Annotated in this window: 12 protein-coding genes; 5 read left to right on the top strand and 7 right to left on the bottom strand. The window is 70.6% G+C overall.

Features of this window, described 5'->3' with window-relative positions:
• Positions 1-4 precede the first annotated feature (4 nt).
• The 7 genes from WME90_RS44515 to WME90_RS44485 all read right to left on the bottom strand — a co-directional run bounded on the left by WME90_RS44515 (position 5) and on the right by WME90_RS44485 (position 14,335).
• Positions 5-1,993 carry a protein kinase domain-containing protein gene (locus tag WME90_RS44515; protein ID WP_437278178.1) on the bottom strand — a complete coding sequence of 663 codons (1,989 nt, stop codon included), beginning with the start codon at positions 1,991-1,993 and terminating at the stop codon, positions 5-7.
• 212 nt (positions 1,994-2,205) lie between these two features.
• Positions 2,206-5,613, bottom strand: a complete 3,408-nt coding sequence (locus WME90_RS44510; protein ID WP_437278177.1) for a protein kinase domain-containing protein — start codon at positions 5,611-5,613, stop codon at positions 2,206-2,208.
• Between the two features lie 67 nt (positions 5,614-5,680).
• Entirely contained in the window at positions 5,681-9,364 is a 3,684-nt protein-coding gene (locus WME90_RS44505) for an FIST N-terminal domain-containing protein (RefSeq protein WP_437278176.1), read from the bottom strand.
• 81 nt (positions 9,365-9,445) lie between these two features.
• The gene (locus tag WME90_RS44500; RefSeq protein ID WP_437278175.1) at positions 9,446-10,744 is read right to left on the bottom strand and encodes a PP2C family protein-serine/threonine phosphatase; all 1,299 of its coding nucleotides are present in this window, start codon (positions 10,742-10,744) and stop codon (positions 9,446-9,448) included.
• Positions 10,745-10,792: 48 nt separating this feature from the next.
• Positions 10,793-11,815: a hypothetical protein gene (locus WME90_RS44495; protein ID WP_437278174.1), complete on the bottom strand. Its 1,023-nt coding sequence runs from the start codon at positions 11,813-11,815 to the stop codon at positions 10,793-10,795.
• A gap of 238 nt (positions 11,816-12,053) precedes the next feature.
• Complete coding sequence (locus tag WME90_RS44490) at positions 12,054-12,917, bottom strand: hypothetical protein (RefSeq protein WP_437278173.1); 864 nt, start codon at positions 12,915-12,917, stop codon at positions 12,054-12,056.
• Positions 12,918-13,246: 329 nt separating this feature from the next.
• Positions 13,247-14,335, bottom strand: coding sequence for a PEGA domain-containing protein (locus WME90_RS44485; RefSeq protein ID WP_437278172.1), 1,089 nt, complete (start codon positions 14,333-14,335; stop codon positions 13,247-13,249).
• Between the two features lie 861 nt (positions 14,336-15,196).
• Between WME90_RS44485 and hsdR the strand changes: the two genes are divergently transcribed.
• From hsdR to WME90_RS44460, 5 genes are all read left to right on the top strand, one after another.
• A complete protein-coding gene (gene hsdR, locus WME90_RS44480) occupies positions 15,197-18,637 on the top strand; it encodes a type I restriction-modification system endonuclease (protein WP_437278171.1) in 3,441 nt (1,146 codons plus the stop codon).
• Between the two features lie 25 nt (positions 18,638-18,662).
• A complete protein-coding gene (locus WME90_RS44475; RefSeq protein ID WP_437278170.1) occupies positions 18,663-20,087 on the top strand; it encodes an N-6 DNA methylase in 1,425 nt (474 codons plus the stop codon).
• Positions 20,084-21,697: a restriction endonuclease subunit S gene (locus tag WME90_RS44470; protein ID WP_437278169.1), complete on the top strand. Its 1,614-nt coding sequence runs from the start codon at positions 20,084-20,086 to the stop codon at positions 21,695-21,697. Before WME90_RS44475 ends, WME90_RS44470 begins: the two co-directional genes overlap by 4 nt.
• Before the next feature lie 772 nt (positions 21,698-22,469).
• Complete coding sequence (locus WME90_RS44465) at positions 22,470-23,495, top strand: hypothetical protein (RefSeq protein WP_437278168.1); 1,026 nt, start codon at positions 22,470-22,472, stop codon at positions 23,493-23,495.
• 109 nt (positions 23,496-23,604) lie between these two features.
• Entirely contained in the window at positions 23,605-23,868 is a 264-nt protein-coding gene (locus WME90_RS44460) for a hypothetical protein (protein ID WP_437278167.1), read from the top strand.
• Positions 23,869-23,907: the final 39 nt, after the last annotated feature.

Genomic DNA, 23,907 nt, shown 5'->3' with positions numbered 1-23,907 from the left:
GGCGTCACCGCGGCGGAGCGCTGACCGGGATATCCTGCTTGCGCGGGGGCGCGCCCGGGCCCGGGAGGCTCCCGCTCGCGGAGGGCCTCGGCGCCACCGCTGCGCGTCCGGGCTCCTGCTCCGTGCGCCGGACCTGCTCTGGGAGCGCCCCGCGCTCGAGGTCCGCCAGCGGCTCGGGCGAACGCGGCTGGGACGCGGAAGACGCCGCGGCCGCCGGGACGACCCGACCGGCGCCCGCGGCGCCGCGCTCCTCGCTGGCGCTGCGCGTCTCGTTCAAGGTGGCGCCCGCGAGGGGCGGCCCGGAAGCGGTGGAGCCCGACGCCCGCTCCTCGGGCCGCGTCCCGCTGACCAGCAGCGCGACGACGATCGCCGCCGCCATCGCCGCCAGGACGAAGCTCGCCCTGAAGGGCGAGCGCAGCCGCCGGAGCGTGTCGGCGAGCGTCGTCTCGTCGGCGTCCTCCTCGACCCGCGCCCTCTCCGGAGCCAGGCCGGCCGCGCCCAGCTCGACGCGGCCGGGCTCCGCCTGGGCCTGCGGCCGGGCCGAGACGGCTGCCGCCTCGCGCCGCTCCACCCCGTCGGCCTCCGCCTGGGCGCGCGGGCGCTCCGGGACCGTGGCCACCTCGCGCCGCTCCACCCCGTCGGCCTCCGCTCGGGCGCGCAGGCCGTCCGAGACCGTGCTGGCCTCGCTCCGCTCCGCCGCGTCGACCCCCGCCCGGCCGCGCGAACGGTCCGAGACCGTGGCCGCCTCGCTCCGCTCCACCCCGTCGGCCTCCGCTCGGGCGCGCGAACGGTCCGAGACCGTGGCCGCCTCGCTCCGCTCCACCGCGTCGGCCTCCGCCCGGCCGCGCGGACGGTCCGAGACCGTGGGCACCTCGCTCCGCTCGACAGCATCGTCCTCCGCGGGATCCGCCGGGAACAGGGGAGGCATCGGCTCCGGGCGCAGCTCGATCGCCATGCCGCCGGTGGACGGCCCGGAGCCCATCGTCGTGGGGATCGAGCCGCGCTCCCCCGCGTCGATGCCGTCCACGCCAGGGCGCACCCCGGAGAGCGAGTCGCGCAGCCCTCCGCGGAGGATGCGCTGGATGCGGTCGACGAGCGGCTGGGCCGCCGGCGGCGCGAACGGGCGGAGCGCCAGCGTGAGCTCCGCCAGATCGGGCCAGCGCTTGTCGCGGTCCCGCTCGAGGCACCGCATGATGATCGGATCGATCTCCGGCGAGAGCCCGCGGCAGACCTGCGACGGCAGCTGCGGCACGAACTTGCCCCCGAGCACGAGCGAGACCGTCTGAACGGAGCGGGCGTGCATGGGATACCGGCCGGTGAGCAGCACGTAGAGGAGCGACCCGACCGCCCAGATGTCCGCGCGCGCGTCGACGTCGCGCTGCCCGCGCATCTGCTCGGGGGGCATGTAGTGGGGCGTCCCGAGCATCTGGCCCGTGCTCGTCCGCATCTCGGCGACGCCGAGGAGCGCCGCCTGCGACACCTTGGAGACGCCGAAGTCGAGCACCTTGATGCACGGCGTCCCCTCGCGGGTCTGCGTCAAGAAGAGGTTGGCCGGCTTCACGTCGCGGTGCACAAGCCCGAGCGCGTGCGCCTCCGCGAGCGCGTCGCACGCCTGGATCACGTAGAGCGTCGCCTCCTCCACCGGCAGCGGGCCCCGCTGCTTGCGGATGACGCGGAGATCGCGGCCGTCGAGGAACTCCATCACCATGTACGGCAGCCCGTTCTCGAGCCGCCCGATGTCGTGCACCCTGACCGCGTGCTCGCTCCGGAGCCGCGACGCGATCCGCGCCTCCTGCATGAAGCGCCCGCACATCTCCGGGTCGGCCGCGGTGGCCGGCAGCAGCACCTTGATCGCCCGGAGCTCGTCGAGATCGACGTGGGTCGCGGCGACGACGGCGCCCATCGCGCCCTTGTCGAGCAGCCGATCCACGCGGTACTTGCCGGCGATCAGGGTCCCGATCTCCAGCCCTTCGATCTCTTCCAGGCCGCGCATGTTCGAAACCTCCGACGGAGAGCGCCGCGCCGCAGCACCCAGCATACCGCAGGCGATCGCCGGCCGGACAGCCGATGCCGCGGAAGCGACGCTCCTCGGGCCCGCCCTGGCCAGCGCGGCGTTCACGTGTCGGCGCGGCGCGATGTCGCGGACGCTCTCGCGTGGGCCGCTGCGCTCGGAGGAGCGCGCGGCGACGGCGCGACGCGCCCGGCTCAGCCCCCTCCCCGCGCCCCGCTTTGCCGCTTTATCGCGACCGTCCGCCGCGCGCCGCCCGACTCGACCGTGAGCTCCAGGGGGACATCCTCCTGCGCGCTCGGCAGCGCATGACGCATCGCTTCAAAGCTGACGAGCGGCCGGCCGTTGATGGCGACCACCACGTCGCCGATGCGGACGCCCGCGGCCGCGGCGGGGCCGTGCTCTTCCACGGCGACCACGACGGCGTCTCCGCTGCTCTTCAGCTCACCTTCGAGCAGCGGGAAGAGGGGCGCCGCCGTCAGCCCGAGCACGCTCACCGTCCTCCGGTAGCTCTGCACGGCGGCGTCGAAGCTCTCCTTGCGCATGCGGTAGCGCGCGACGGCCGCCACGGCGCCGTCGCGCTCCTGGAAGCGCGCGTCGACGCGCTCGGGGGTGGCGAACGCGCCGACCTGCTTCAGGTAGCGGCTCGCCTCGGCCTCCGCCATGCCCGCGCGCCGCGCGCCGCCGCCGTGCACCTGGATGAAGCCGTACGCCTGCGACCCCGCGAGCGCCGGCACGACGTTGCTCGCGAGCCGGGAGATCGCGTCGGCGCGCGCGACCGCGAGCGCCTCTTCCCGGCTCGCGCCCGAGCCCTCGCCGACCACGAAGATCGCGTCGCCCTCGGCGGTGAAGGGCTTATCCATCCACGGGGGGCTCTCGTCGGCCGGCGGCGCCGCGCGCCACCCCGGGCTCGACGCGGGCGCCGTGCCCGCCCCGGCGGCGGGACGCGGGCGGACCCGGACCTGGTACGCGAAGGCCACGGCGAGGACGAGCAGCGCCCCCGCCGCGAACGCCGCGAGCACCCCGCGCGCTCCGGAGCCGCCCGCCGCCGAGACGGCCGCGAACGGCGCCGGCACCCCTGCCGGAGCCGCAGCGCCCGCAGGCGCCGCTGCCGGCACCGCTGCGCCCGCAACGCCCGCAGGCACCGCTGCGCCCAGCGGCACCGCTGCCCTTGCCGCTGCCCCTGTCCCTGCCGCTGTCCCGACAGGCGCTGACCTCGTCACGTCGCCCCCCGCGGCAGAGCGCTTCGTCGCCGGCTCGGGCGGCCCGGGCGGCGTGCGTGCCGGCTCGGGCGGCCCGGGCGGCGAGCGCGCCGGCTCCGGCGCGGCGCCGAGCCGCTTCAGCGCCGGCCGGAGCCACGGGAACGCCAGCGGCGCGTTGCACCGCTTGCACGGCACGTACGGCTCCCGGTCCGCGAGGGCCGCCTGTGCGGCCTCCTTCACGTCGAGCAGCGTCTGCCGGGGCGCGTTGCACCGCTCGCAGGTGCCGTCGACCATCGCCGAGACCACCTCCGCACGCAGCGGGGGGCTCTCGGCGGCGAGGTGCTCGAGCAGCACCACCGGACAGCCCTCGATCTGGATCGACGTCACCTCGCCGCCCAGCGCGCGGAGCGACAGCGTGAGCGCCCTCGCGCCCTCGGACGTCACCCCGGCCGCGCCCGCGAGATCGAGCACCAGCGCCCCCTCGATCCCGTCGAGCGCGCGCTTCCACCGGACGTGCGCGTCGAGCTTGCAGCGCACGCGGATGCGCGTACCGCGCTCGTCGACCGTCTTCTCGATGGCCTCGTGGGTCCCCGCGTCGAGCCGCGCGAGCTCGTCGAGCGCTCCCCGCACGTCCTCCGGCAGCTCGATCCCCGCGTAGCTCGCCGCGAACGCGAAGTAGCTCTCGGCGTCGTCGTCGAACACCGCCGCCCCGCCGCAGCGCGGGCACGGGCTCACGGGCGGCTCGTGCGTCCTGACGAGGTGCGCGTCCCTGTCGCAGTCGAACAGCCGATCGAAGGCGGCGCCGCAGCGCTCGCACCGGTACGGGCCGTAGAACGACGCGACGCGCCCGTCCCCGAAGAAGCGGCGGATCATGCTGATCTGGTTGACGATCGGCTCGGTGCAGCGGCCGACGTAGATCTCGGACGCGCTCCGCGACACCTCCGCCAGCATCGCCATCCACTCGCGCACGCCGAACGACGTGACCCGCTGCACGCCGCCCAGATCGAAGAGCACGCGGCCGGAGATGCCGCGCGCGACCGCGAGGCCCTGGAGCTCCTCGGTCATGCGCCCCGACAGCGAGACGATCAGCAGGCTGCCCAGCCTCCGCTTTGTCACCATGAGGGCTCGCGGGCCTTGCCCGTGCGCCCGCTCGGGCTCCGCCCCGGGGCCGGCGTCCGCGGCCGACAGCGACAGGTGCAGCCTGGAGCGGGGCGGCGGATCCGGATCCCCCGCGTCGGGCCGCGACGCCGCGAAGAGCGGCGCCGACAGCTTCGTGGCGACCCCGCCAGGGCGGCCGGTCTCGACGGCCTGCGGCGCCCCGCCCGCGGCGTCGAGCGCGCCCGCGAAGGAGTCCTCGTTCTGGATCGACTCCTGCTTCTCGACGATGTGTGATTCGAGGTCCGCCCCCGAGGCGAGCGCGCCCCGCCACACCTCCACGCGCTGGCCGAACAGCTCCGACATGAACGACGACAGCGCGAGCGCCGAGGTGGCGAGCCGCTCCTCCCGCGCGAACGCCTCGAGCTCGATCTGGAGGTCCCTCGCGGTCGCGTACCGCTTCTCCCGATCCCGCTCCAGGCACTTGAGCAGGATGCGCTCCAGCGCCGGCGGGTAGTCGGCGCACACCTCGCTCGGCGGCATCACCGGGTCCTCGACGATCGCCCGCATCAGCTCGAACTCGGTGGCGCCGCGCCGGAACAGCCGGCTCCCCGTCGACATCTCGTAGAGCAGGATGCCGACCGAGTAGATGTCGCTCCGGCGATCGAGGTTGTCGCTCATGCACTGCTCGGGCGACATGTACGGGACCTTGCCCTTGAGCGCGCCGTCGCGCGTCTCGTTGACGCGGTTCGCCGCCTTCGCGATCCCGAAGTCGAGGATCTTCACGGCCCCGTCGTAGGTGACGATCACGTTGTGCGGCGACACGTCGCGGTGGATGATGTCGAGCGGCTTGCCGTCGAAGCCGACCTTCTCGTGCGCGTAGTGGAGCCCGGCCGCGACGCCCGCGGCGATGGTGATCGCGTGCTCGATCGGCATCCGCCGGTCCGCCGACCGGAGCGATTTCCTGACGGTCCTGAGATCCTCGCCGTGGAGGTACTCCATCGCGATGACCGGCACGCCGTCGACGTCCTCGATGTCGTACATCTGGACCAGGTTGGGGTGATCCAGGGTGGCGGCGATGCGCGCCTCGTCGAGGAACATCCGCACGAACTCGGGGCTGTCGGCGAGGTGCGGGAGGATGCGCTTGACCACGCAGATCTTCCGCACGCCCGAGATGCCGGCGACGGAGGCCACCCAGATCTCGGCCATGCCGCCCATGCCGATCTTCTTGATCAGGCGGTACCTTCCGAGCGTGCTGGGGTGGCGCGATCCGGCGCTCATGGGACCGGCGGCGTAGCGCTCGGTCATCCGACCGCCTCCACCGTGCGGGCCGGCGGCGTCACTTCTCCAGGAGCGCGGCGGGCGGTCATGGTGCTCATCGAGGGACTTCGGACTGGGATTTCGCGAAGCTCACGCTGCGGCGCTGCCCGCGCGACTCGATCTGGAGCGTCAGCGTATCACCGGGCGCGGTGCGCGCCCACGCGTCCGCCGCGGCCTTTCCGAACACCTCGACCGAGTGCACGGGGCGATCGCCGACCGAGAGCACGATGTCCCCCGCGGCGACCCCTGGATCCGCGCCGCGCTGCGGGCGCTCCGCCGCGACGACGACGAGGTCGCCGGAGGTGCGTACCCTCGCCTCGAGCTGGGGGAAGAAGCGCGCCACGGTGAGCCCCTGGAACGTGGCCGTCTGGCGGTAGAGCGCCGCGGCCGCATCGAAGCTCTGCCGGGGCAGCCTGTACCGCGCGAAGGCGAGGACCCCGTCGCCCTCCCTCCGCACGACGGCGTCGACGCGCTCGGGCGTCGCGAACGAGCCGACCTGCGCAAGGAAGCGCCCGGCGATGCGCTCGACGACCTCCGCGCGCGGCTCCGGTCCCGCCTCGGCCGGCGGCTGCGCGGCGAGGAGCAGGGCCGCGGGAGAGCCCGCGATCTCGGCGGCGAGGCCGGACGCGAGGCGCTCGATCGCGCCGTTGCGCGCCGCCGCGAGCGCGCCCGCCTCGCTGGCCGCGGGGCCGCCGCGGCCGACGACGAGCACGCTCTCGCCCTCGATGACGAACGGCCGCTCCACCCACGCGGGCGGGAGGTCGTCCGCGGCCGACCAGCCCGCCGCGCCGAGGCCGCTCCCGGACGGCCCCGGCGCGCGCGCCTCGCCCGCGGGCGCCGCCGAGGCCCCGGCTTCTGTCGAGATCGCAGCTGCTGCCGAGGCCGCAGGCGCTGCCGAGGCCGCAGCTGCTGCCGGGGCCGCAGCTGCTGCCGAGGCCGCGGGCGCCGCGGCGGAGCCGAAGCCGCCGCGCCACGCCGCGAAGCCAGCGGCCGCGAGCGCCACGCCGCCGAGCAGCGCGAGGAACGCCGCGTTGCCTCCCCCGCCGTGCCGCTGCGGCGCGGCGCCGCCCTCGCCGCGCTGCTGCGCCTGCGGCGCCGCCGCGGCCGGCTCCTGTTGCGCGCTCACCGGAGGCGGAGCCGATGGGGCGCGCGCCGCGTGGGCGCCGAGGAGGTAGAGCAGCGAGCGGGAGCCGTCGAAGGCGAGCGGCGTGTTGCAGCGCTTGCAGGTGACGCTCGGGTCCTGGCCGCCGCGGAAGAGGGCGGCGTGCCGATCGACCTCGACGAGCACCGGGCGGGTCGCGCTGCAGGACGCGCAGCGGCCCTCGACGACCGCCGACCCGATCCGCGCGAGCTCGGGCCACGAGGGGCCCGCCGTGCGCTCGGCGAGCAGCCGGGGACAGCCCTCGATGCGGACCGCCTCGACGGCGCCGTCGAGCTTGCGGAGCGCCGACTCGAAGCGCGCCGCGCCGTCGGCGGTGACCGCGGGGACGCTGCTCAGGTCGAAGACGACCTGGCCCTCGAGGCCGTCGATGATGCGGCTCCAGCGGAGCGTGGCGGTCAGCTTGCTCGCCACCTTGAGGCGCGTGACGCGCCCCTCGACGGACTTCTCCACCACGTCGCCGACGGCCGGCTCGTCGGCCCTCTCGAGCTCGAGAAGGATCTCCCGCACCTCCGGCGGGATCGCTCCGGCGCCGTGCTGGGCGACGAACCCGAAATAGGTCTCCGCGTCGTCGTCGAAGGCGCCAGGGCCGTCGCAGCGGGGGCACACCGCGTCGGGCGCCTTGCCCTCGGCGAGCGGGGCCGCGTCGTGGGCGCAGTCGACGAGCCGCTCGAACTGGGCGCCGCACGACTCGCAGCAGTACGGCGCATAGAACGAGACGACCCGCCCGTTGCCGGCGAACCGCCGGATCATGCTGAGCTGGTTGATGACGGGCTCGGAGCAGCGCGCGAGGTAGAGGGCGCGGAGGCGCGGCTGGGCCGCCTGGATCATCTGGAGCCACTCGCGGACGCCGAACGACGTGATCCGCTCGACGCCGGCGAGATCGAGCAGGACCTTGCCCTCGAGCTCCCGCGCGAGCGCCGCCCCCTTGAACGCCTCGGTCATGCGCCCGGCGAGCCGGACGACGAGGACGTCGCCGACCGTGCGCCGATCGAACGCGAGGCTGTCGAGGCGGCCGGCGGCGCCCGCGGGCGGCACGCTCCGCGTCGGCGCGGCGCGGTGCGCCCACGCGGCCGGCGGCGGCCGGTCCACGGTGGTGGGGCTGTGCCCCGACGAGACCGGCCCCGACGCGGGCTCGGCGATGTGCGGGCGCGACGCCCTGCGGCCGTTCTGCGGCGGCACCCGGATGGTCGGCCGCGCCTCCTCCCCGGCGCGCGCCGGGGACAGCGGCCCGGGCGTCGCGCTCGACGCCGGTGACGGCGGGTCGAAGGCGGCCTCGGACGTGAAGGTCGAATCCGACGCGATCTCGAGCTCCTCGAACTCCGCCATCCCGCCGGCCGGCTGCGCGACGACGCGGGCCGCCACGGCCGCCGGCGCCCGCTTCGCGGCGCGCGGCCTTCGCTCCCCTGGGCCTTCCCTCCTGGAGAGCGGCGTGGGCGCCTCGGAGAGGACGGTGAGGGTCATCGTCTGGTTGTGCAGGTCGCAGTGGCCTGTCGCGTACGGCGAGATCTCCCCGTACGAGTAGAACCCCGTCACCTGGGTGCCCTTCGGCAGCACGTCCAGCACCGCCTCGACCTCTTCCTCCGTCCGGTCTCCCAGCACGATCCGGCGCCCCACGCAGCTGATCGCGATCGCCAGCGCGCTGTCCCCGCCCGACTTGCCCGCCTCGCTCGCCGCCCTCGCCGCCTGCTCCGCGCCCCCGATCAGCCGCTCGAAGTCCGCCTTCATCAGCTGCACGAGGTGCCCTCTCGGCACGTCCCCCGCGAACGTCAGCGACTGCGCCTCGTGGTCCACGGCCAGCACCGTCCGCACAAGCGCCTTCTCGTCGTGCGCCGTCGCCCGCACCGCCAGCGGGAACAGGAGCGCCGACGCCGGCAGCTCCGCCGCCTTCTCCCCGAGGTACTCCTTGTAGAGCGCCAGCGCCGGGCGGCCGTCGACCTCGTACAGCACGTTGCCCTCCGAGCGCGTCACCACGCGCTCCGGCCCGAACTTGTCCCAGCCCCCCTTCGACCCGTGCTGGATCACCACGTGCTCGCCGTAGAGCCCCACCGCGGCCACGAGCCCGCTGCGCACCACGTCCCCCGCGCACACCCACGTCCGCTTGAAGTGCGTCCCGTCCCCGGACAGCCCTCCCGTCACGACGACCGACTCCGGCAGCACCGCGTTCATCCCGCGCACCAGCTGGCTGCCGTTCACGCCGAGCCCCTCCGACAGCACCAGCACCCCGCGCAGCCCCGGCCGCTCCAGCTTGCGCGCCAGCGCCTGCCCCGCGGCGAACGACGCGGACGCGCTCGCCACCTCCACCTGCGCCGTCGCCAGCGTCGTCCGCTCGAACCGCGCCACCGCCACCGTCAGCGTCCCGTCGCGCACCGACGTGCCCGCGATCTCTCCCGCGCTCGAGCACCCCAGCACGTGCGACCGCGGGTACGCGCGCCGCAGCTCCCGTATCGCCCCCGGGTCGTCGAGGAGCTCCGGCGCCCCGAACGCGAGCACCAGCGTCCGCTCGCTGTCGAGCACCGGCAGCGCCCGCACGGACCACTTCTTGGTGTCCCGATCGTAGTGGAAGGTCTCGAGGATCATGGAGCGCCTCGTTCTGAGGCTACAGCACGCGGGCCACGACGGGCGTCGCGTCGTGATGGCCGAGCCCGCTCGTGCGCTCGGCTACAACACGCGGGCCACGACGAGCGTCACGTCGTCGTCGAGGGCGCGCTCGCCGCGGAAGCCGGACACCGCCGCGACGATCGCGTCCCTCGCCTCCTCGGGCGGGCAGGCGGCCACGCTCTGGAAGAGCGATCGCAGCCGCTTCTCGGTGAACTGCTCGCTCGACTCGTTCTCGCACTCGGTCACGCCGTCGGTGAACCAGAGGAGGGCGTCGCCGCCCTCCAGGGCGACGGTGCTCGACGTGTACTCGGCCGAGCTCGCCGCGCCGAGCGGCTCGCCCTGCACGGCGAGCTGCCGGATCGCGTTGTCCCTGACCAGGTAGGGGAACGGGTGCCCGGCGTTCGCGAGGGTCAGCGAGCCGGCTCCCGGGTCGAAGATGCACGCCGTGCAGGTCATCAGGAACCTCTGCTGCCCCGCCTCGAAGATCGAGCAGTTCATGACCCGGAGCAGCTGCGCCGGGCTGAGCTGCTCGCGCGCGAACGTGCGCACGACGTCGCAGGCGGCCTTCGCCGCCCCCGTGATGATCGCGGACGAGATGCCGTGCCCGGTCACGTCGCCGACGACGGTGAGCAGCCTGCCGTCCGGCAGATCGTGGAACGTCCACCAGTCTCCGCCGCACTCCGCCGCCGGCTGGAAGTGGCTCGCGAGCCGCAGCGAGGGCCGCTCGATGACGTCCTCGCTCGGCACGAGCATCTGCTGGACGGCGCGCGCGACCTCGAGCTGCTTCTTCAGCGAGGCCTTCTCCGCCGTGTCGTAGAGCAGCTGCACGAGCCGGTCCCCGAGCGCGACGAGCTGGACGCGGACCTCGTTGATGGCCTCGTCCGAGCCGCTCGCGTCGGCGGCGCCCTGCCCCGCCGCGGCCTGCCCTAGCGCGGTCTGATGACCGCCGGCCTGGGTCGCGCCGCCGGGCGCCGCGCTGCTCAGGGAGAAGAGCTCGCCGAGCTTCGACGCGAAGCGCCGCTTGGCCGTCGAGATCGTCGAGCCGACCTCGATGGGCCGCGACGGCTCCACCTGCGAGCTCGCGGCGTCGTGGAAGATGGTCAGCGCGTCGCCGATGGCCACGACGACGCTGCGCAGCCGGTCCCGCTCGGCCAGGAGCTGGCGGTGGAGCGCGCCCATCTCGTTCGTGGAGAGGTCGAGCGAGCGGGTGAGCAGGCTCCGGTCGTCGGCGACGTGGCGGTAGTGCTCGCTGATACGCGCGAGCACCTTGTGCCAGGTCTCCTTGTCGGGGGGCTCGACGAGGTCCTCGAGCCCGAGGCGCCTGAGCTGCCGCGCGAGGAGCGGATCGATCTCAGCCATGGCGCCCTCCTCGGCCGGATCGCCCCGAGCGCGCCGCGAGCGCGGGCGTCACCACCCGGTCCGCTCCAGCGTCTCCATCGCCGGCGTGGAGCGCTCGAAGAAGTGGAGGGACGCGGGGAGCGAGCGGAACTCGCGCGGGTTGACGTCGAGGTCCCAGAAGGAGGTGACCATGGTCGAGGACATCGGCGAGACGTCGACGACAAGCACGGCGCCGGACGAGTAGATCTTGAGCATGCCCAGGCCGGCGCCGCCGCCCGAGGTGTCGAGCACGGGGGAGTTGGCGGAGTCGGCGCCGCGGGCGCTCAGGCCGCGGGTGATGCCCTCGAAGACGTGGTGCCGCCGGAGGCCGCCGAACGGATCGTGGGCCTGGAGGGCGAGGTACGCGCCGTCGGTGCCGAGGCGCAGGGTGGGGATCTCGTTCTCCTCGAGCACGAGGTCGCGCCGCCTGTCGTGCGCGTAGCGGGGGCGGCCGCGGCGGTCGACGGGCGCGTCGTACATGGCGTTCATGAGCAGCTCGTGCGCGAGGGCGGCGAGCCGCTCGGCGACGCGCGCGGGGGCGCCGGAGCGCTCGGCCCAGTGCGCGACCTCGGCGACGGTGCGGTCGCGGTCGTCGCTCGAGCGGGGGCGCCATTTCACGATGGTGGCGCCCCAGGAGAGCAGGTCGGAGAGGCGAGGCGGGAGGGCGAGCGGCTTGAGGATGCGGCGGGCGGCGAGGGCGATCTCCCACGGCCGCGGCATGGACGCGAAGCTCGGCCAGCCCACGATGCTGGAGAGGCGGGGCTCCTTGAGCGCGGCGTGGAGGATCGCGTCGGTGCTGCCCGAGGTCCACACGAGCAGGTGCATGCTGGGGTATCGCTCGGCGGCCCACTCGAGCGCGAGGTCGAGATCGGCGGCGTCGCAGCCGAGGAGGAGGGGCCGCTCGGACAGCCGGGCGCGCAGCTCGGCGGGATCGCTGGCGACGGGGACGTCCTGCAGGCCGGAGGCGGCGGCCATCGCGCGGGCGATGCGCTGGCCGACGACGCGGTTGCGCTCGAGGACGGCGATCGTCGCTTTGGGGGGGGAGGCGCTCAAGGGGTCACCGCGGGTCGTCCCCCTGGCAGCGGCTGCCTGCGGGTGGACACGGCCCCATTACATCACAGCGCGCGTCCGAGGGGCGCCGAGAAGACGCCGAGCCGCCGCGGGGGCGCCGGGGCGCGGGGGGCGCTCGCCCCGCAGTCCGTCGCGCCCGCGCGCCCGCAGAGGCGCGCCGCCGAGCGCCAGGTCCGGGGCCCGTACGGCATGGCGCCGTCGAGCCGCCGCGCCGGTCACGTCACCGGACGCACTGAGACCAGGCCGTCTTGTTGTTGACGGTGTGCTGTTCCCAGTCGAGCGTCGTTGAGTTGTACTCGAGCCAGACGCCGTCGGTCCAGGTGTTCGACGTGAAGGGCCCGCCCAGCCCGGTCATGCCGCACACCACCCCTCCGGCCGAGTCGTTCGCCAGGGGATCGATGCGGTGGTTGTTGCCGGCGATCCACTGCCATGCACCGTAGTTTTGCGGCACATCCACGCAGATGGCCTTCACCGTGGCCGTCACCGGGGTATCCACGCCCGTGGTGCTGGAGCCCTCGAGGAACCACTCGCCCGAGGCATCTTTTCGCACCTTCGCGTAGTCCGTGATCCAGTTAGGGTACTTGAACGCGCCGTTGCTGACCACCTGCGTGAGGAAGCACCGACGTGCCGACGTGCCGAATCCCATGCTCGTCGGCAGGCCGGAGCCCGGTCCCCAGGTCCAGGTGTATTGACCGGTCCTGTTCTCCACCGTGTTGACGCAGACGGCGTTGGCGCCCAGGTTCTGGCCGCTGGCGGAATCGACGTAGAGCATCCAGTCGCCGCCGGACCGCGTCACGCGCACGGAGGCCTGGGAGCTGGCCCCGAGCTTGCCCCAGACGCCCGAGAGGAAACACGTCCGGTCGGTGTCCGTCCCCAGGTTGAGCTCGCAGCTCCCACTGCACCCCCAGCCGTACGACCACCAGCCGACCCCCGCCTGGGCCTCCCCGACGGGCTCGTCCAGGGCCCCGTCGTCTTGCTGGCCCATCTCGCTCACACAGCCGAGCGCCAGGGGAGCGACAAGCAGCGCCAGCACCGGGAGGAGATGATCGCGCCTCAGCTCGTTCATCAGCGGCTTCAATCTCATGGGAGGAGCTCCTTGGCAGATCGGAAGTGAGTCGAATTTATGTTTAGGACAACACTCCACCCTTATCCTTTTCATCGGCACTTTGTCAACACGGCTAACTTTCGGACATCGCGCTCGTACGAGCATGAATCGCACAGCGAGACCGGAGGCGGCGGTGCGGCCAGAAGCGCTGAAGCGCCTTCATTGTAGGTCTGCTCTTCCCCGCAACGACTCCCGCGGTACATGCGCCCCGAGACGACGCCCGCGTCGCACCTGCGCAGCGCGGCGACCGCGAGTTAAGCCGACACCTTTAAGCCGCCAGAGGCCACGTCATGCTCGCCGGCGCGCCCTCACCACGCCCCGAGCGCCACCACGCCGATCTGGTGCGCCGTCGTCACCGGCAAGACCTGGAGCGCGGTCCGCGCCGGCTCCGAGCGCGGGGACGAGGAACCCACGAAGAGGGACGCCGCGGTCGCTGCGCCGACGACTGCCCCCGTCACGACGAGCGCGGTCCCGAGGGCGCCGGACGTGTCGCGCTGCACGCGCAGGCGGTGGAGCTCGGGGCACGCGGAGGGCTGCGGCGCCTTGGAGCACGCGTCCGAGGTCCACGCTGGATCGCGGCTGAGGCCATCGATCCGCTCGCGGATGTCCCCGTCGAGCGCGCTCGCCCGCAGCATGAAGACGGCCCCTGACGAGACGGCGGCCGTCGTGACGGCGATCCCCGCGATCCGCAGCGCCCCAGGCCACGACGCCCAGGGCCCTGGCGCAGGGGCCGCGGCCGGCCCGACCGGCGCGCTCTTCTTGGCGCTCGGCTCGGGGGCGCGCGGGGGCGGCGGGGCCACGCGCGAGAGCGTCAGCGCCGCGCCGACCGTCGCCCCGCCGGCGACCTCGACGCGCTGCGAGAGCTCCTCGTAGCCCGACAGCCGGGCCTGGAGCGTGTGCACCCCCGGATCGACGAACAGCTCGAGGACCGTGGTCCCCGAGCCGCGCGGCTCGCCGTCCAGGAGGATCTCGGCGTCGGGCGGGGCGGCGGTCACGTAGATCCTTCCGACGTGCTCCAGCGCCTTGTTGAACCCGCTCGTGAACCGGCGGAGGAGCGGCTCTTTCAGGACGGCGTCGTGATCGAGGCTCTCCGCCAGGTGATCGGCGGCCTCGCGGTGCTTGCCCTGCTCCAGCTCGGAGAGCCCGAGATACCCGAGGATCTCGGCCTGCTGCACCTCGGTCATCCCGGAGGCGTCGGGCGCCGCCAGGGCGGCCTCGAAGCCCGCCTCGGCGTCCGCCCACCGCCGCGTGAGGAACGCGATCCGGGCCTTCTGGCGCAGCGCCGCAGCCGCCGGCTGCGCCCCCCCGGGCGGCGGCGCCGCGCGCGAGGGCCCCGTGGCGCTGATCAGCGCGCCGAGGAGGCAGCACCGCAACAGGACCGACCGCAAGCGCGTCATAAGTAGCCCACCTTATCAACGACGTCGCCGGCCCGGCAACGGCGCACACCCGCGGTGCGGCGCGCGTTTACACGACGATTTTGACGTCGTCTCTGGAATGCAACCGACCGAGGCCTCGGCGGGTCGTCGTCCCCGGAACGCTCGGCAAGGGCGCTCCGGACGAAGGCCGGGCCCTCGAGACTGATCGCCCGGCAGCGAGCGCCGGTTCTGCGGCGCCTCGTCGACAGGCTCGACGACAGACGCCGCGCGGTCTTCATCGAGCATCGCTGTCCCAGGATCATCGCCGGCCCAGCACGGCGAGGCAGAGAGGTAGACTCGACCCCTACTCGCCTTCTTCGATCAGCACCTAGACCACCGATCACATTAGATCACGGGGAAAATCAGCAGAAGAGAAGAAAAAACCGCAAGGGCGCGAGGGGCGCAAGGGAAGAGAGAGAAAATTTCTCATCTCTCATCTCTCATCCCTTGCGCCCCTTGCGCCCTTGCGGTTTTTCTTTCCCGCATTCCCTTACCTTGGAGCTTGGTCCCAAACGGATCATTGAGTTTTGCAAGCCATTAAATTTAGACGACTTTCGCCCTGTTCGGCGCCCTAGCACGAGTCCCTTGGCCTGGTGAGCTATCCATGAGCGGGCCCATCACCTTGCCGATCGCGAGGACGGCGCCAGCCTGCGCACATCCACCGAGCACGACCTGCACCGAGACAAGCGCGGTTGGCTCTGAGCGAAGTGCCCGCCGGCCGCGTGCACCTGAACGTCTGCTCCTTACGCGAGACCGCCCAGCACGGTGGCGTTCCACTTCCACCCGCGCCCCGGGTTGGTGTTCCATGGAACGGTCCCCCCACCCACGCGCGAGCCCGATCCCATGCCCCCTGCCGCCTCGCCCAATTTCGCGTTTCTCGCCTACCACGACCCGCGCCTCGTCGTGCTCGGGACGCAGGCGGAGCGCTACTTCGCCGAGGACCCGAACACCTGCCTGGTGAAGCTGCGGCAGTTCGGCGAGATCCTCGCTCAGCGCGCCGCCGCGCGCCTCGGGCTCTACACGTCGCCCGAAGACAACCAGGCCACGCTGATCGGCCGCCTCCGCGACCGGGGCGCGCTCGACGCGACCACACGGCAGCTCTTTCACGACCTGCGCGTTGCCGGAAACAAGGCGACCCACGAGATCCGCGGCGATCACCACGAGGCGCTGCACCAGCTCAAGATGGCGCGCGAGCTCGCCGTCTGGTTCCAGCGCTCGTTCGGCAACAACAAGAAGTTCGACCCCGGCCCCTTCGTGCCGCCCCCGGAGCCGGCGAAGGAAGACGCCTCGCTCGCCGCCGAGCTCGAGCGGCTGCGCGGAGAGCTGGCCAGGAGCAAGGTCGACATCGAGGCCGTCCGAACCGCTGCTGAGGAGGAGGCAAGGAAGCGCCTTACGGCCGAGGAGCGCGCCCGAAAGGAGGCCGAGGACCGGGCGCTCTGGGAAGCGCTCGCCACCGAGGCCGAGCAGAAGCGGTCGAAGGACGTCGAGGCCTTCGAGCGCCAGAAGGCGCAGCTCGCCGCGGAGCTCGCCGCCCTCCAGGCCCAGGCCGCAGCGGCGCCTGCCGCGGAGGTTCAAGCCTTTGTCGACCGCGCTGCGGAAGCAGCGCAGGCGATCCACCTCGACGAGGCCGCCACCCGCCGGCTCATCGACAAGCAGCTCCGCGACGCCGGATGGGAGGCGGACTCCGAGCAGCTTCACTACAAGCGGGGAACGAGGCCGCAGAAGGGAAAGAACCTCGCCATCGCGGAGTGGCCGACGGAGACCGGCCCGGTCGACTACGCGCTGTTCGTAGGGCTCGAGGCGTACGCGGTCGTCGAGGCGAAGAAGATGAGCGTGGACGTGGCCAACGTCCTCAAGCAGCAGACCACCCGTTATGGCCGCGGCTTCAAGGTGGAGGGCAAGGGCAAGTTCGTGGGCGGACCGTGGGATAAAGGGCACAAGGTGCCTTTCCTCTTTGCCACGAACGGGCGCTCGTATCTCAAGCAGATCGAGACCAAGAGCGGCATCTGGTTCCGCGACGCGCGGCGCTCGACCAACCTCGCGCGCCCGCTCCAGGGCTGGTACACGCCCGAGGGGCTCGTCGCGCTCTTCAAGCAAGACGTCGACGCCGCCCACGCGAAGCTGGGAAGCGAGCCGACAGGCTACCTCGACCTGCGCGACTACCAGATCCGCGCCATCCGGGCCGTGGAGGCGGCGATCGAGAACGGGCAGCAGGCGTGCCTCGTGGCGATGGCCACGGGGACGGGGAAGACGCGCACCGCGATCGGGCTCATCTATCGGCTGATCAAGGCCCAGCGGTTCCGGCGCGTGCTCTTCCTCGTCGACCGGAGCGCGCTCGGCGAGCAGACGGTGGACGCGCTCAAGGACGCGCGGCTCGAGAACCTGCAGACGTTCGCGGAGATCTACAACATCAAGGGTCTCGACGACGTGCGACCGGACGCTGGCACCAAGCTGCATGTCGCGACCATTCAGGGCATGGTCAAGCGCGTCCTCTCGCCGAAGGAGGAGGGCGACAAGGAGAAGAGCGATGTGCCGCCGGTCGACCAGTACGACTGCATCGTCGTCGACGAGTGTCACCGCGGGTACACGCTCGATCAGGAGATGAGCGACGTCGAGCTGAGCTTCCGCAGCGTCGACGACTACGTCTCCAGGTACCGGCGCGTCCTCGATCACTTCGACGCGGTGAAGATCGGCCTCACGGCCACACCCGCGGCGCACACCGCGGAGATCTTCGGCAAGCCGGTCTTCCTCTACTCGTACCGGGAGGCGGTGATCGACGGTTGCCTCGTCGACCACGAGCCGCCGGTGTCCATCGTCACCGACCTCGCGAAGAAGGGGATGATCTGGAAGAAGGGCGAGAAGATGCGGCGCTTCGACCCGCGCACCGCCGCCGAGGAGCTTGTCGACGTCCAGGACGAGGTGAAGATCGATATCGACGGCTTCAACAGCAAGGTCATCACCAAGAGCTTCAACGAGGTCGTGTGCGCCGAGCTGGCCAAGCACATCGACCCCACCCTCCCGGGCAAGACCCTGATCTTCTGCGTCAACGACGCTCACGCCGATCTGGTCGTCACGTCGCTGGAGGCGGCGTTCGCTGCACACTATGGCAGCGTCGAGGACGGGGCGGTGGCCAAGATCACCGGCCACCCCAGCGTCGATCGCCCGCTCCAGCTCATCCGGCACTTCAAGAACGAGCGCCTGCCCAACGTGGTCGTCACCGTGGATCTCCTCACCACCGGCGTCGATGTCCCGGCGATCTGCAACCTGGTCTTTCTGCGGCAGGTCAAGAGCCGCATCCTCTACGAGCAGATGCTCGGCCGGGCCACGCGCCTCTGCCCGCAGATCGAGAAGGCGAGCTTCCGCATCTTCGACGCGGTGGCCCTGTACGAGAACTTCGAGCAGCTCACCTCGATGACGCCGGTGGTGAACGACGTGAGCTTCTCGTTCGAGGCGCTCGTGGGTGAGCTCCGGACGGTGAAGGACGACGAGGCGCGGGCAGCGGTGCTCGAGCAGCTCATCGCCAAGCTCCAGCGCAAGCGCCAGGTGCTCAAGGGAGATCGCCTGTCCCAGTTCGAGAACATCGCAGGAATGTCGCCGGCCGAGGTCGCGCGCCTGCTCAAGGCGGGGACGCCGGAGGCTGCGGCGGAGTTCTTCGCCCAGCACGGGTATCTCATCTCGTTCCTGGACAAAAAGAGCGAGGCTGGCCGGCCGCTGATCATCTCGGAGCACCTCGACCGGGTGATCGAGGTGGGGCCCGGCCACGGCAAGGTGGCGAGGCCGGACGACTACCTGGAAGGCTTCGCGGCCTATCTTCACGACCACGGCAACGCGCTCCCGGCGCTGATGCTCGTCACGCAGCGGCCGCGCGACCTCACCCGCGAGCAGCTCCGGGAGCTCAAGCTCGCGCTCGACGGGGCGGGCTACAGCGAGGCGGAGCTGCGGGCCGCGTGGCGGTACAAGACCAACGCCGACATCGCCGCCTCCGTCATGGGCTTCATCCGGCGCGCAGCGCTCGGCGATCCGCTCGTGCCCTACGGCGAGCGGGTGGACCGGGCGGTGGCGAAGATCGGCCAGAGCCGCGCGTGGACGGCCGTGCAGCGAAAGTGGCTCGAGCGCATCGGCAAGCAGATCAAGGCGGACGAGGTCGTGGACCGGGCGGCGCTCGATCGGGGGCAGTTCCAGGCCGACGGCGGCTTCCAGCGGATCGACAAGATCTTCGACGGGCAGCTCGAGCAGGTGCTGGGCGACCTGAAGGAGGCGATCTGGGAGAAGGCTGCGGGCTGACTGTGGTAGGTGGAAAGCGCCGACCATGACGACCGCTGACATCGTCCGCAAGCTCTGGGATCTGTGCCACGTCCTGCGGGACGACGGCATCACCTACCACGAATACCTCACCGAGCTGACGTACCTGCTCTTCCTCAAGATGGCGAAGGAGACAGGCACGGAGAAGGCGCTCCCCAAGGGATATTGCTGGGACGACCTCTCGACCAAGACCGGGGTCGGACTGCTCAACTTCTACCGCGCCACGCTGCTCCACCTGGGCACGGAGGCGTCAGGGCGCGTGCAGGCGATCTTCGTCAATGCCAAGACATCCATCAAGCAGCCGAAGAACCTCGAGACGCTGGTGAAGGAGATCGAGCGGCTCGACTGGTACTCGGCGCGCGAGGAGGGACTCGGCAACATGTACGAGGACCTGCTCGAGCGGAACGCGAGCGAGAAGAAGTCGGGCGCAGGCCAGTACTTCACGCCGCGGCCGCTCATCGACTGCATGGTGCGACTGGTCCAACCCAAGGCGGGGGAGCTGGTGCAGGATCCGGCGGCGGGGACGGCGGGGTTTCTGATCGCGGCGGATCGGTTCATCAGGGCGGATGACAAGATCTATGAGCTGAGCCAGCGCGAGCAGGATTTTCAGAAGAAAAAGGCGTTCTACGGGATCGAGCTGGTGGAGGACGCGCACCGGCTGGCGCTGATGAACCTGATGCTGCACGGCATCGAGGCGAACCTGCTGCGCGGGGACACGCTCTCGTCCGATGGCGAGCGGCTGGCACCTGCGGATGTGATCCTGACGAACCCGCCCTTTGGGACGAAGAAGGGGGGCGGGCTGCCGTCGCGGAAGGACTTCACGTATCCGACCTCGAACAAGCAGCTCGCGTTCTTGCAGCACATCTACCGCGGGCTGAAGCCGGGCGGGCGGGCCGCGGTGGTGCTGCCCGACAACGTGCTCTTCGAGGAGAACACCGGGGCGCAGATCCGGGCAGACTTGATGGACAAGTGCGATCTGCACACGATCCTGCGGCTGCCGACGGGGATCTTCTACGCGCAGGGGGTGAAGACGAACGTGCTGTTCTTCACGCGCGGGGAGGAGAAGAAGGACAAGGGGAACACCAGGGCGGTGTGGGTCTATGACCTGCGGGCGAACATGCCCTCGTTCGGGAAGCGGACGCCGCTCGGACAGGAGCACTTCGCGGAGTTCGAGAAGGCGTTCGGGAGCGATCCGTACGGGAAGAGCCGGCGAAAGGACCAGGGGGAGGAGGGGCGGTTCCGCAAGTTTACCCGGGAGGAGATCAAGGGGCGGGGGGACAACCTCGATATAAGCTGGCTCAAGGACGAGAGCGTGCACGGAGCGGATGAACTGCCAGAGCCGGAGGAGATCGCGGCGGAGATTCTGGAGAAGCTGCGGATCGCGACTGAGGAGATGGCGGCGCTGCAGGTGGAGCTGGGGGTGGAGGCGTGAGCGAGTTGCCGCAGGGGTGGGTGGTCTCGAACCTGGGTGCGTTGGGTATGTGGACGAGCGGCGGGACCCCCTCACGAAGTAAGGCTGAGTATTATGGCCCAGGGATCCCGTGGGTAAAGACCGGTGAGCTTCTAGATTGCACTATTCATGGGACAGAAGAATCAATCACCGAAGAAGGTCTCCGAAACAGCGCCGCCCGTAGGCTTCCCCTCGGAACGCTTCTTATCGCTATGTATGGGGCGACTATCGGTCGCCTCGGAATCCTCGGTGTCGAGGCTGCTACCAATCAGGCGTGTGCCGCACTGCTCCCACACGGTACAACTTCGAAACTAATCCCATTCCTATTCCATTTCTTGCGCTCGCAACGAGATGAGTTGAGGGCGATGGGGCAAGGTGGGGCACAGCCGAATATCAGTCAAGCGCTCCTAAAGGATTACCCGTGTCCAGTGGCGCCCATGGCTGAGCAGCACCGTATCGGTGCCAAAATCGAAGCCCTCACCGCCAAGAGCCGCCGCGCCAAGGAGGCGCTCGACGCCATCCCCTCGCTCCTCGATCGCTTCCGCCAGTCCGTGCTCGCAGCCGCCTTCCGCGGCGATCTCACGGCAGACTGGCGGGAGAAGAACCCCGACGTGGAGCCGGCCGAGGAGCTGCTCAAGCGGATCCGCGCCGAGCGGCGGCGGCGGTGGGAGGAGGCGGAGCTCGCCAAGATGCGGGCGAAGGGGAAAGTGCCGGGGGACGACCGGTGGAAAGAGAAGTACGAGGAGCCAGCGCCGGTCGATGCGAGCGAGCTGCCGGAGCTGCCGGAGGGGTGGGTGTGGGCAAGCACCGATGATGTCACGGCACCTGGCCGCCCAATCATTTATGGGATTATCAAGGCTGGTCCGGATGTACCTGGTGGCGTACCCTATGTACGAGTGACTGAGGTGGCATCTGGTCAGATTGACGTTCGGACTTTGCCCCGTTGCGATCCGGCACGCGCCGCACTCTTCTCCCGCGCCACGCTGCGTGCTGGCGACATCCTTATTTCGAAGGATGGTACTATCGGAAAGGTAGCATTCGTGCCGCCCGAACTGGAGGGCGGCAACATTACGCAGCACGTGCTTCGGCTCTCGCCCACGCCAGAGGTTGAGCGAAGGTTCATTGCAAGGATGATCGAAGCGCCGCATAGCCAACGATGGATGCGTGGCGAAACTCGGGGCATTGCACTTCAGGGTGTAAATGTAGGAGATTTTCGCCGAATGCCCATACCACTTGCACCGCAGGCGGAGCAGCGCGCTGTTGTCGATGCAATCCAACAAGCTCTCGGGCATCTTGACAGGATGCGAGGTATTCTTGAGGGCGCCGTCGCAGACATGAGCTTGCTTGACCGCGCCATCCTCGCCAAAGCCTTCCGCGGCGACCTCGTCCCCCAGGACCCGAACGACGAGCCCGCCTCCGTCCTCTTAGAGCGCCTCCGCGCCGAGCGCGAGCAGAACCGCAAGCCCACCAACGGCGCCGGCCGCCGCCGCGCCGCCGCATCCCCTCCCCCAGCTCAATCCGAGCCCACCGTTCCAGGAAGGAAACCCCTTGCGAGCCGCCGAAGCCAAGCTCCGGCGCGTTCTCGAGGCTAGCAAGCAGCTCCTGGTGCCGCACGACCAGCGGCCATACTCCTGGCATCGGCTCAGTGAGAGACATCTGGCAGCCTCCGCTGCCGAATGGGCCCACCGTCACCGCGGCGACCGGGATCGCTTAGCCTTCGCGATGGCCAGCAAGCAGCACGCGCTGTCGATCAGCGACCATCGTGAGCGTCAATGAGCCCGACGCCCAGGAGCCGGGGCAGGAAGCGCTCGCTGCGCACGCCCCGATCGCGGAATGCGGCCGGCCGCACCTGAGCCGCGCGCACTACCGCACGAACATAATCGTGGTCTGGGCAACCAGTTGACGCCGCTTCCCCGCCGGGAGAACGAACGCGCGCATCCGGAACGGGGAGAATGACATGGGATACGGGTTGAAGCTGAAGGCCAGCGCGCTCGTGCTGTGCGGTGGGCTCGTGACGTTGCTCGCATCGGCATGTGAGATGCAGTACGCCTGTGACACGCTGGAGCCGGGAAGCGCGGCTGCTGGATACCCGACGGAATCCGTAGGGGCGGGAGATTACCCAAGCAACGGAGGAGAAGACGAGCCGGACGACGAAGAGGTGGGCAGCGCACAGCTTGAGATGGCCGGGTCGTGCTCGCCGAGCAAGACATGCACCGACATGTACACCGACTGCCAAAGTATGCCTTGGCCCTGCTCGCGCTTTGTTGACCCAGGGATAACACTTTGTGCCATATGCCAGGAGAATTGCCTCAAAGGCCATGATTACAAATTCAGGCAATGCTACAAGTGCGGGTTCTATTGACCATGGGAGCCACCGTTGACATCGGCGGGTCCACCCACGTTGCTTTCGATGGGTTGACCACGGAACAACTATTCCAGATCGGCGCGAGCAACGTCGTGCGCGCATCGGACCGTCTCATCGTCGGTCCGAGTCGCCGGGATGCCATGGAACACGTCAGGGCACGTCGCGCGTGGTGGAATTCGACCGAAGACTGGGACAAGGTCTATTCGCCGGACGTCCACTGGGAGGCCCCCATCGTCTTGTGGGTGTCGGCGAGCCTTCACGAGCGGGTGAACCTCTGGAGGACTTGTAGCTGGTTGCGTCATCTCGGGTTCTCGCATCAAAACATCTTCGTTCTCGATTTTGAACCAGTTCCACCATCGCGAGCAGCAAGCCAAGAGGTCTTGACTCGTCCGTTTACCTGCTCTGAGTCGGTGTCCGATCATCCGGATGAGGTTCTTCTGCACCGTCTCGACAAAGCACAACCCTGGTCATCCGAACATTATGATCAAGCCGTCCGCCTCTGGGACAGCTACGTCGACGAGAACCCCTTGGCGTTCGTCGAGAGCTGCATCGCCAGCGTCGATGGCTTTGCAGAGCTCGCTCCCTTGTGGGCGCTCCTCTCGTGCTTCTTCCCGAGAAAGACCGCAGAAGGACGCCTGCGCCTCAGCCGATTCGACGAGATGGTCTTTTCCCTCCTCTCGTCCGAGTGGCAGACGGCCCTGGCGTTGGCCGTTCATAAATCGGAGACGCGAATGCACCTGTGGCATCTCCTCTCCTGCACAGGCGACCGGTTCCTGGAAGCTCGTCTGGATCAATGGGCAAAGCATGATTCGAGCGCGGCTGTCGAGCGCGCTCCTGGCCCGAAGCCACCTGGCCACCCGATGCTCTCGAAGGTGTACCGACTCACGGAACGTGGGATGCGCCTCCGAGAGACGGGGCTCGATCAGCTCGGGGACGCGCCAAGCCTGCCCATGGCGGGGACCGAGGCGTACTCGCCCGCGGCCCCCTGGGTGCTGCTCGACGACGGACGGCTCGCTCGTTCGTGAGCACGGGTCTCCCTGGCGGCGACGAACGAGCTCGATGAGGAGCGCCGGGCCGTCTACGGGGACCTGGTGCTATCCTCGCTGAACGCAGCCGAGGCGGAAGTTGGAGGCGATGATGAAGGGCGGATACCAGTTCCAGAGCGAATTCGCGCTCAGCCACATAGCGAAGGGGCGAGAGGAAGGGTTCCGGGAGGCGAGCATCAAGGCCAAGGCGCAGGCGGTGCTCACCTTCCTCGAGGCCCGCGGGCTCGAGGTCCCCGTCGAGGTGCGGGAACGCGTCCTCGCGAGCACCGACCTCGACGAGCTGGACCGCTGGATCCGCCGCTCCGCCGTCGTCAGCGACGCCCGGAAGCTCCTCGCCACGACCGGCTCCTGAACCGACGGCGCGGGCTTCAGGAGCGGACAAGCGCGCTGC

Source organism: Sorangium sp. So ce375 (genome assembly GCF_051473855.1).
Taxonomy (GTDB): domain Bacteria; phylum Myxococcota_A; class Polyangia; order Polyangiales; family Polyangiaceae; genus Sorangium.
Note: the sequence above shows the minus strand (reverse complement) of the source record. Positions and strands in the feature narration are given on the sequence as shown.

Excerpts from the sequence above, each read along its gene's own strand:
- WME90_RS44465 (WP_437278168.1), top strand. The coding sequence starts at position 22,470 with ATGGGAGCCACCGTTGACATCGGCGGGTCCACCCACGTTGCTTTCGAT.
- WME90_RS44490 (WP_437278173.1), bottom strand. The coding sequence starts at position 12,917 with ATGAGATTGAAGCCGCTGATGAACGAGCTGAGGCGCGATCATCTCCTC.
- WME90_RS44500 (WP_437278175.1), bottom strand. The coding sequence starts at position 10,744 with ATGGCTGAGATCGATCCGCTCCTCGCGCGGCAGCTCAGGCGCCTCGGG.
- WME90_RS44485 (WP_437278172.1), bottom strand. The coding sequence starts at position 14,335 with ATGACGCGCTTGCGGTCGGTCCTGTTGCGGTGCTGCCTCCTCGGCGCG.
- WME90_RS44475 (WP_437278170.1), top strand. The coding sequence starts at position 18,663 with ATGACGACCGCTGACATCGTCCGCAAGCTCTGGGATCTGTGCCACGTC.
- WME90_RS44460 (WP_437278167.1), top strand. The coding sequence starts at position 23,605 with ATGATGAAGGGCGGATACCAGTTCCAGAGCGAATTCGCGCTCAGCCAC.
- WME90_RS44510 (WP_437278177.1), bottom strand. The coding sequence starts at position 5,613 with ATGACCGAGCGCTACGCCGCCGGTCCCATGAGCGCCGGATCGCGCCAC.
- WME90_RS44505 (WP_437278176.1), bottom strand. The coding sequence starts at position 9,364 with ATGATCCTCGAGACCTTCCACTACGATCGGGACACCAAGAAGTGGTCC.
- hsdR (WP_437278171.1), top strand. The coding sequence starts at position 15,197 with ATGCCCCCTGCCGCCTCGCCCAATTTCGCGTTTCTCGCCTACCACGAC.
- WME90_RS44515 (WP_437278178.1), bottom strand. The coding sequence starts at position 1,993 with ATGCGCGGCCTGGAAGAGATCGAAGGGCTGGAGATCGGGACCCTGATC.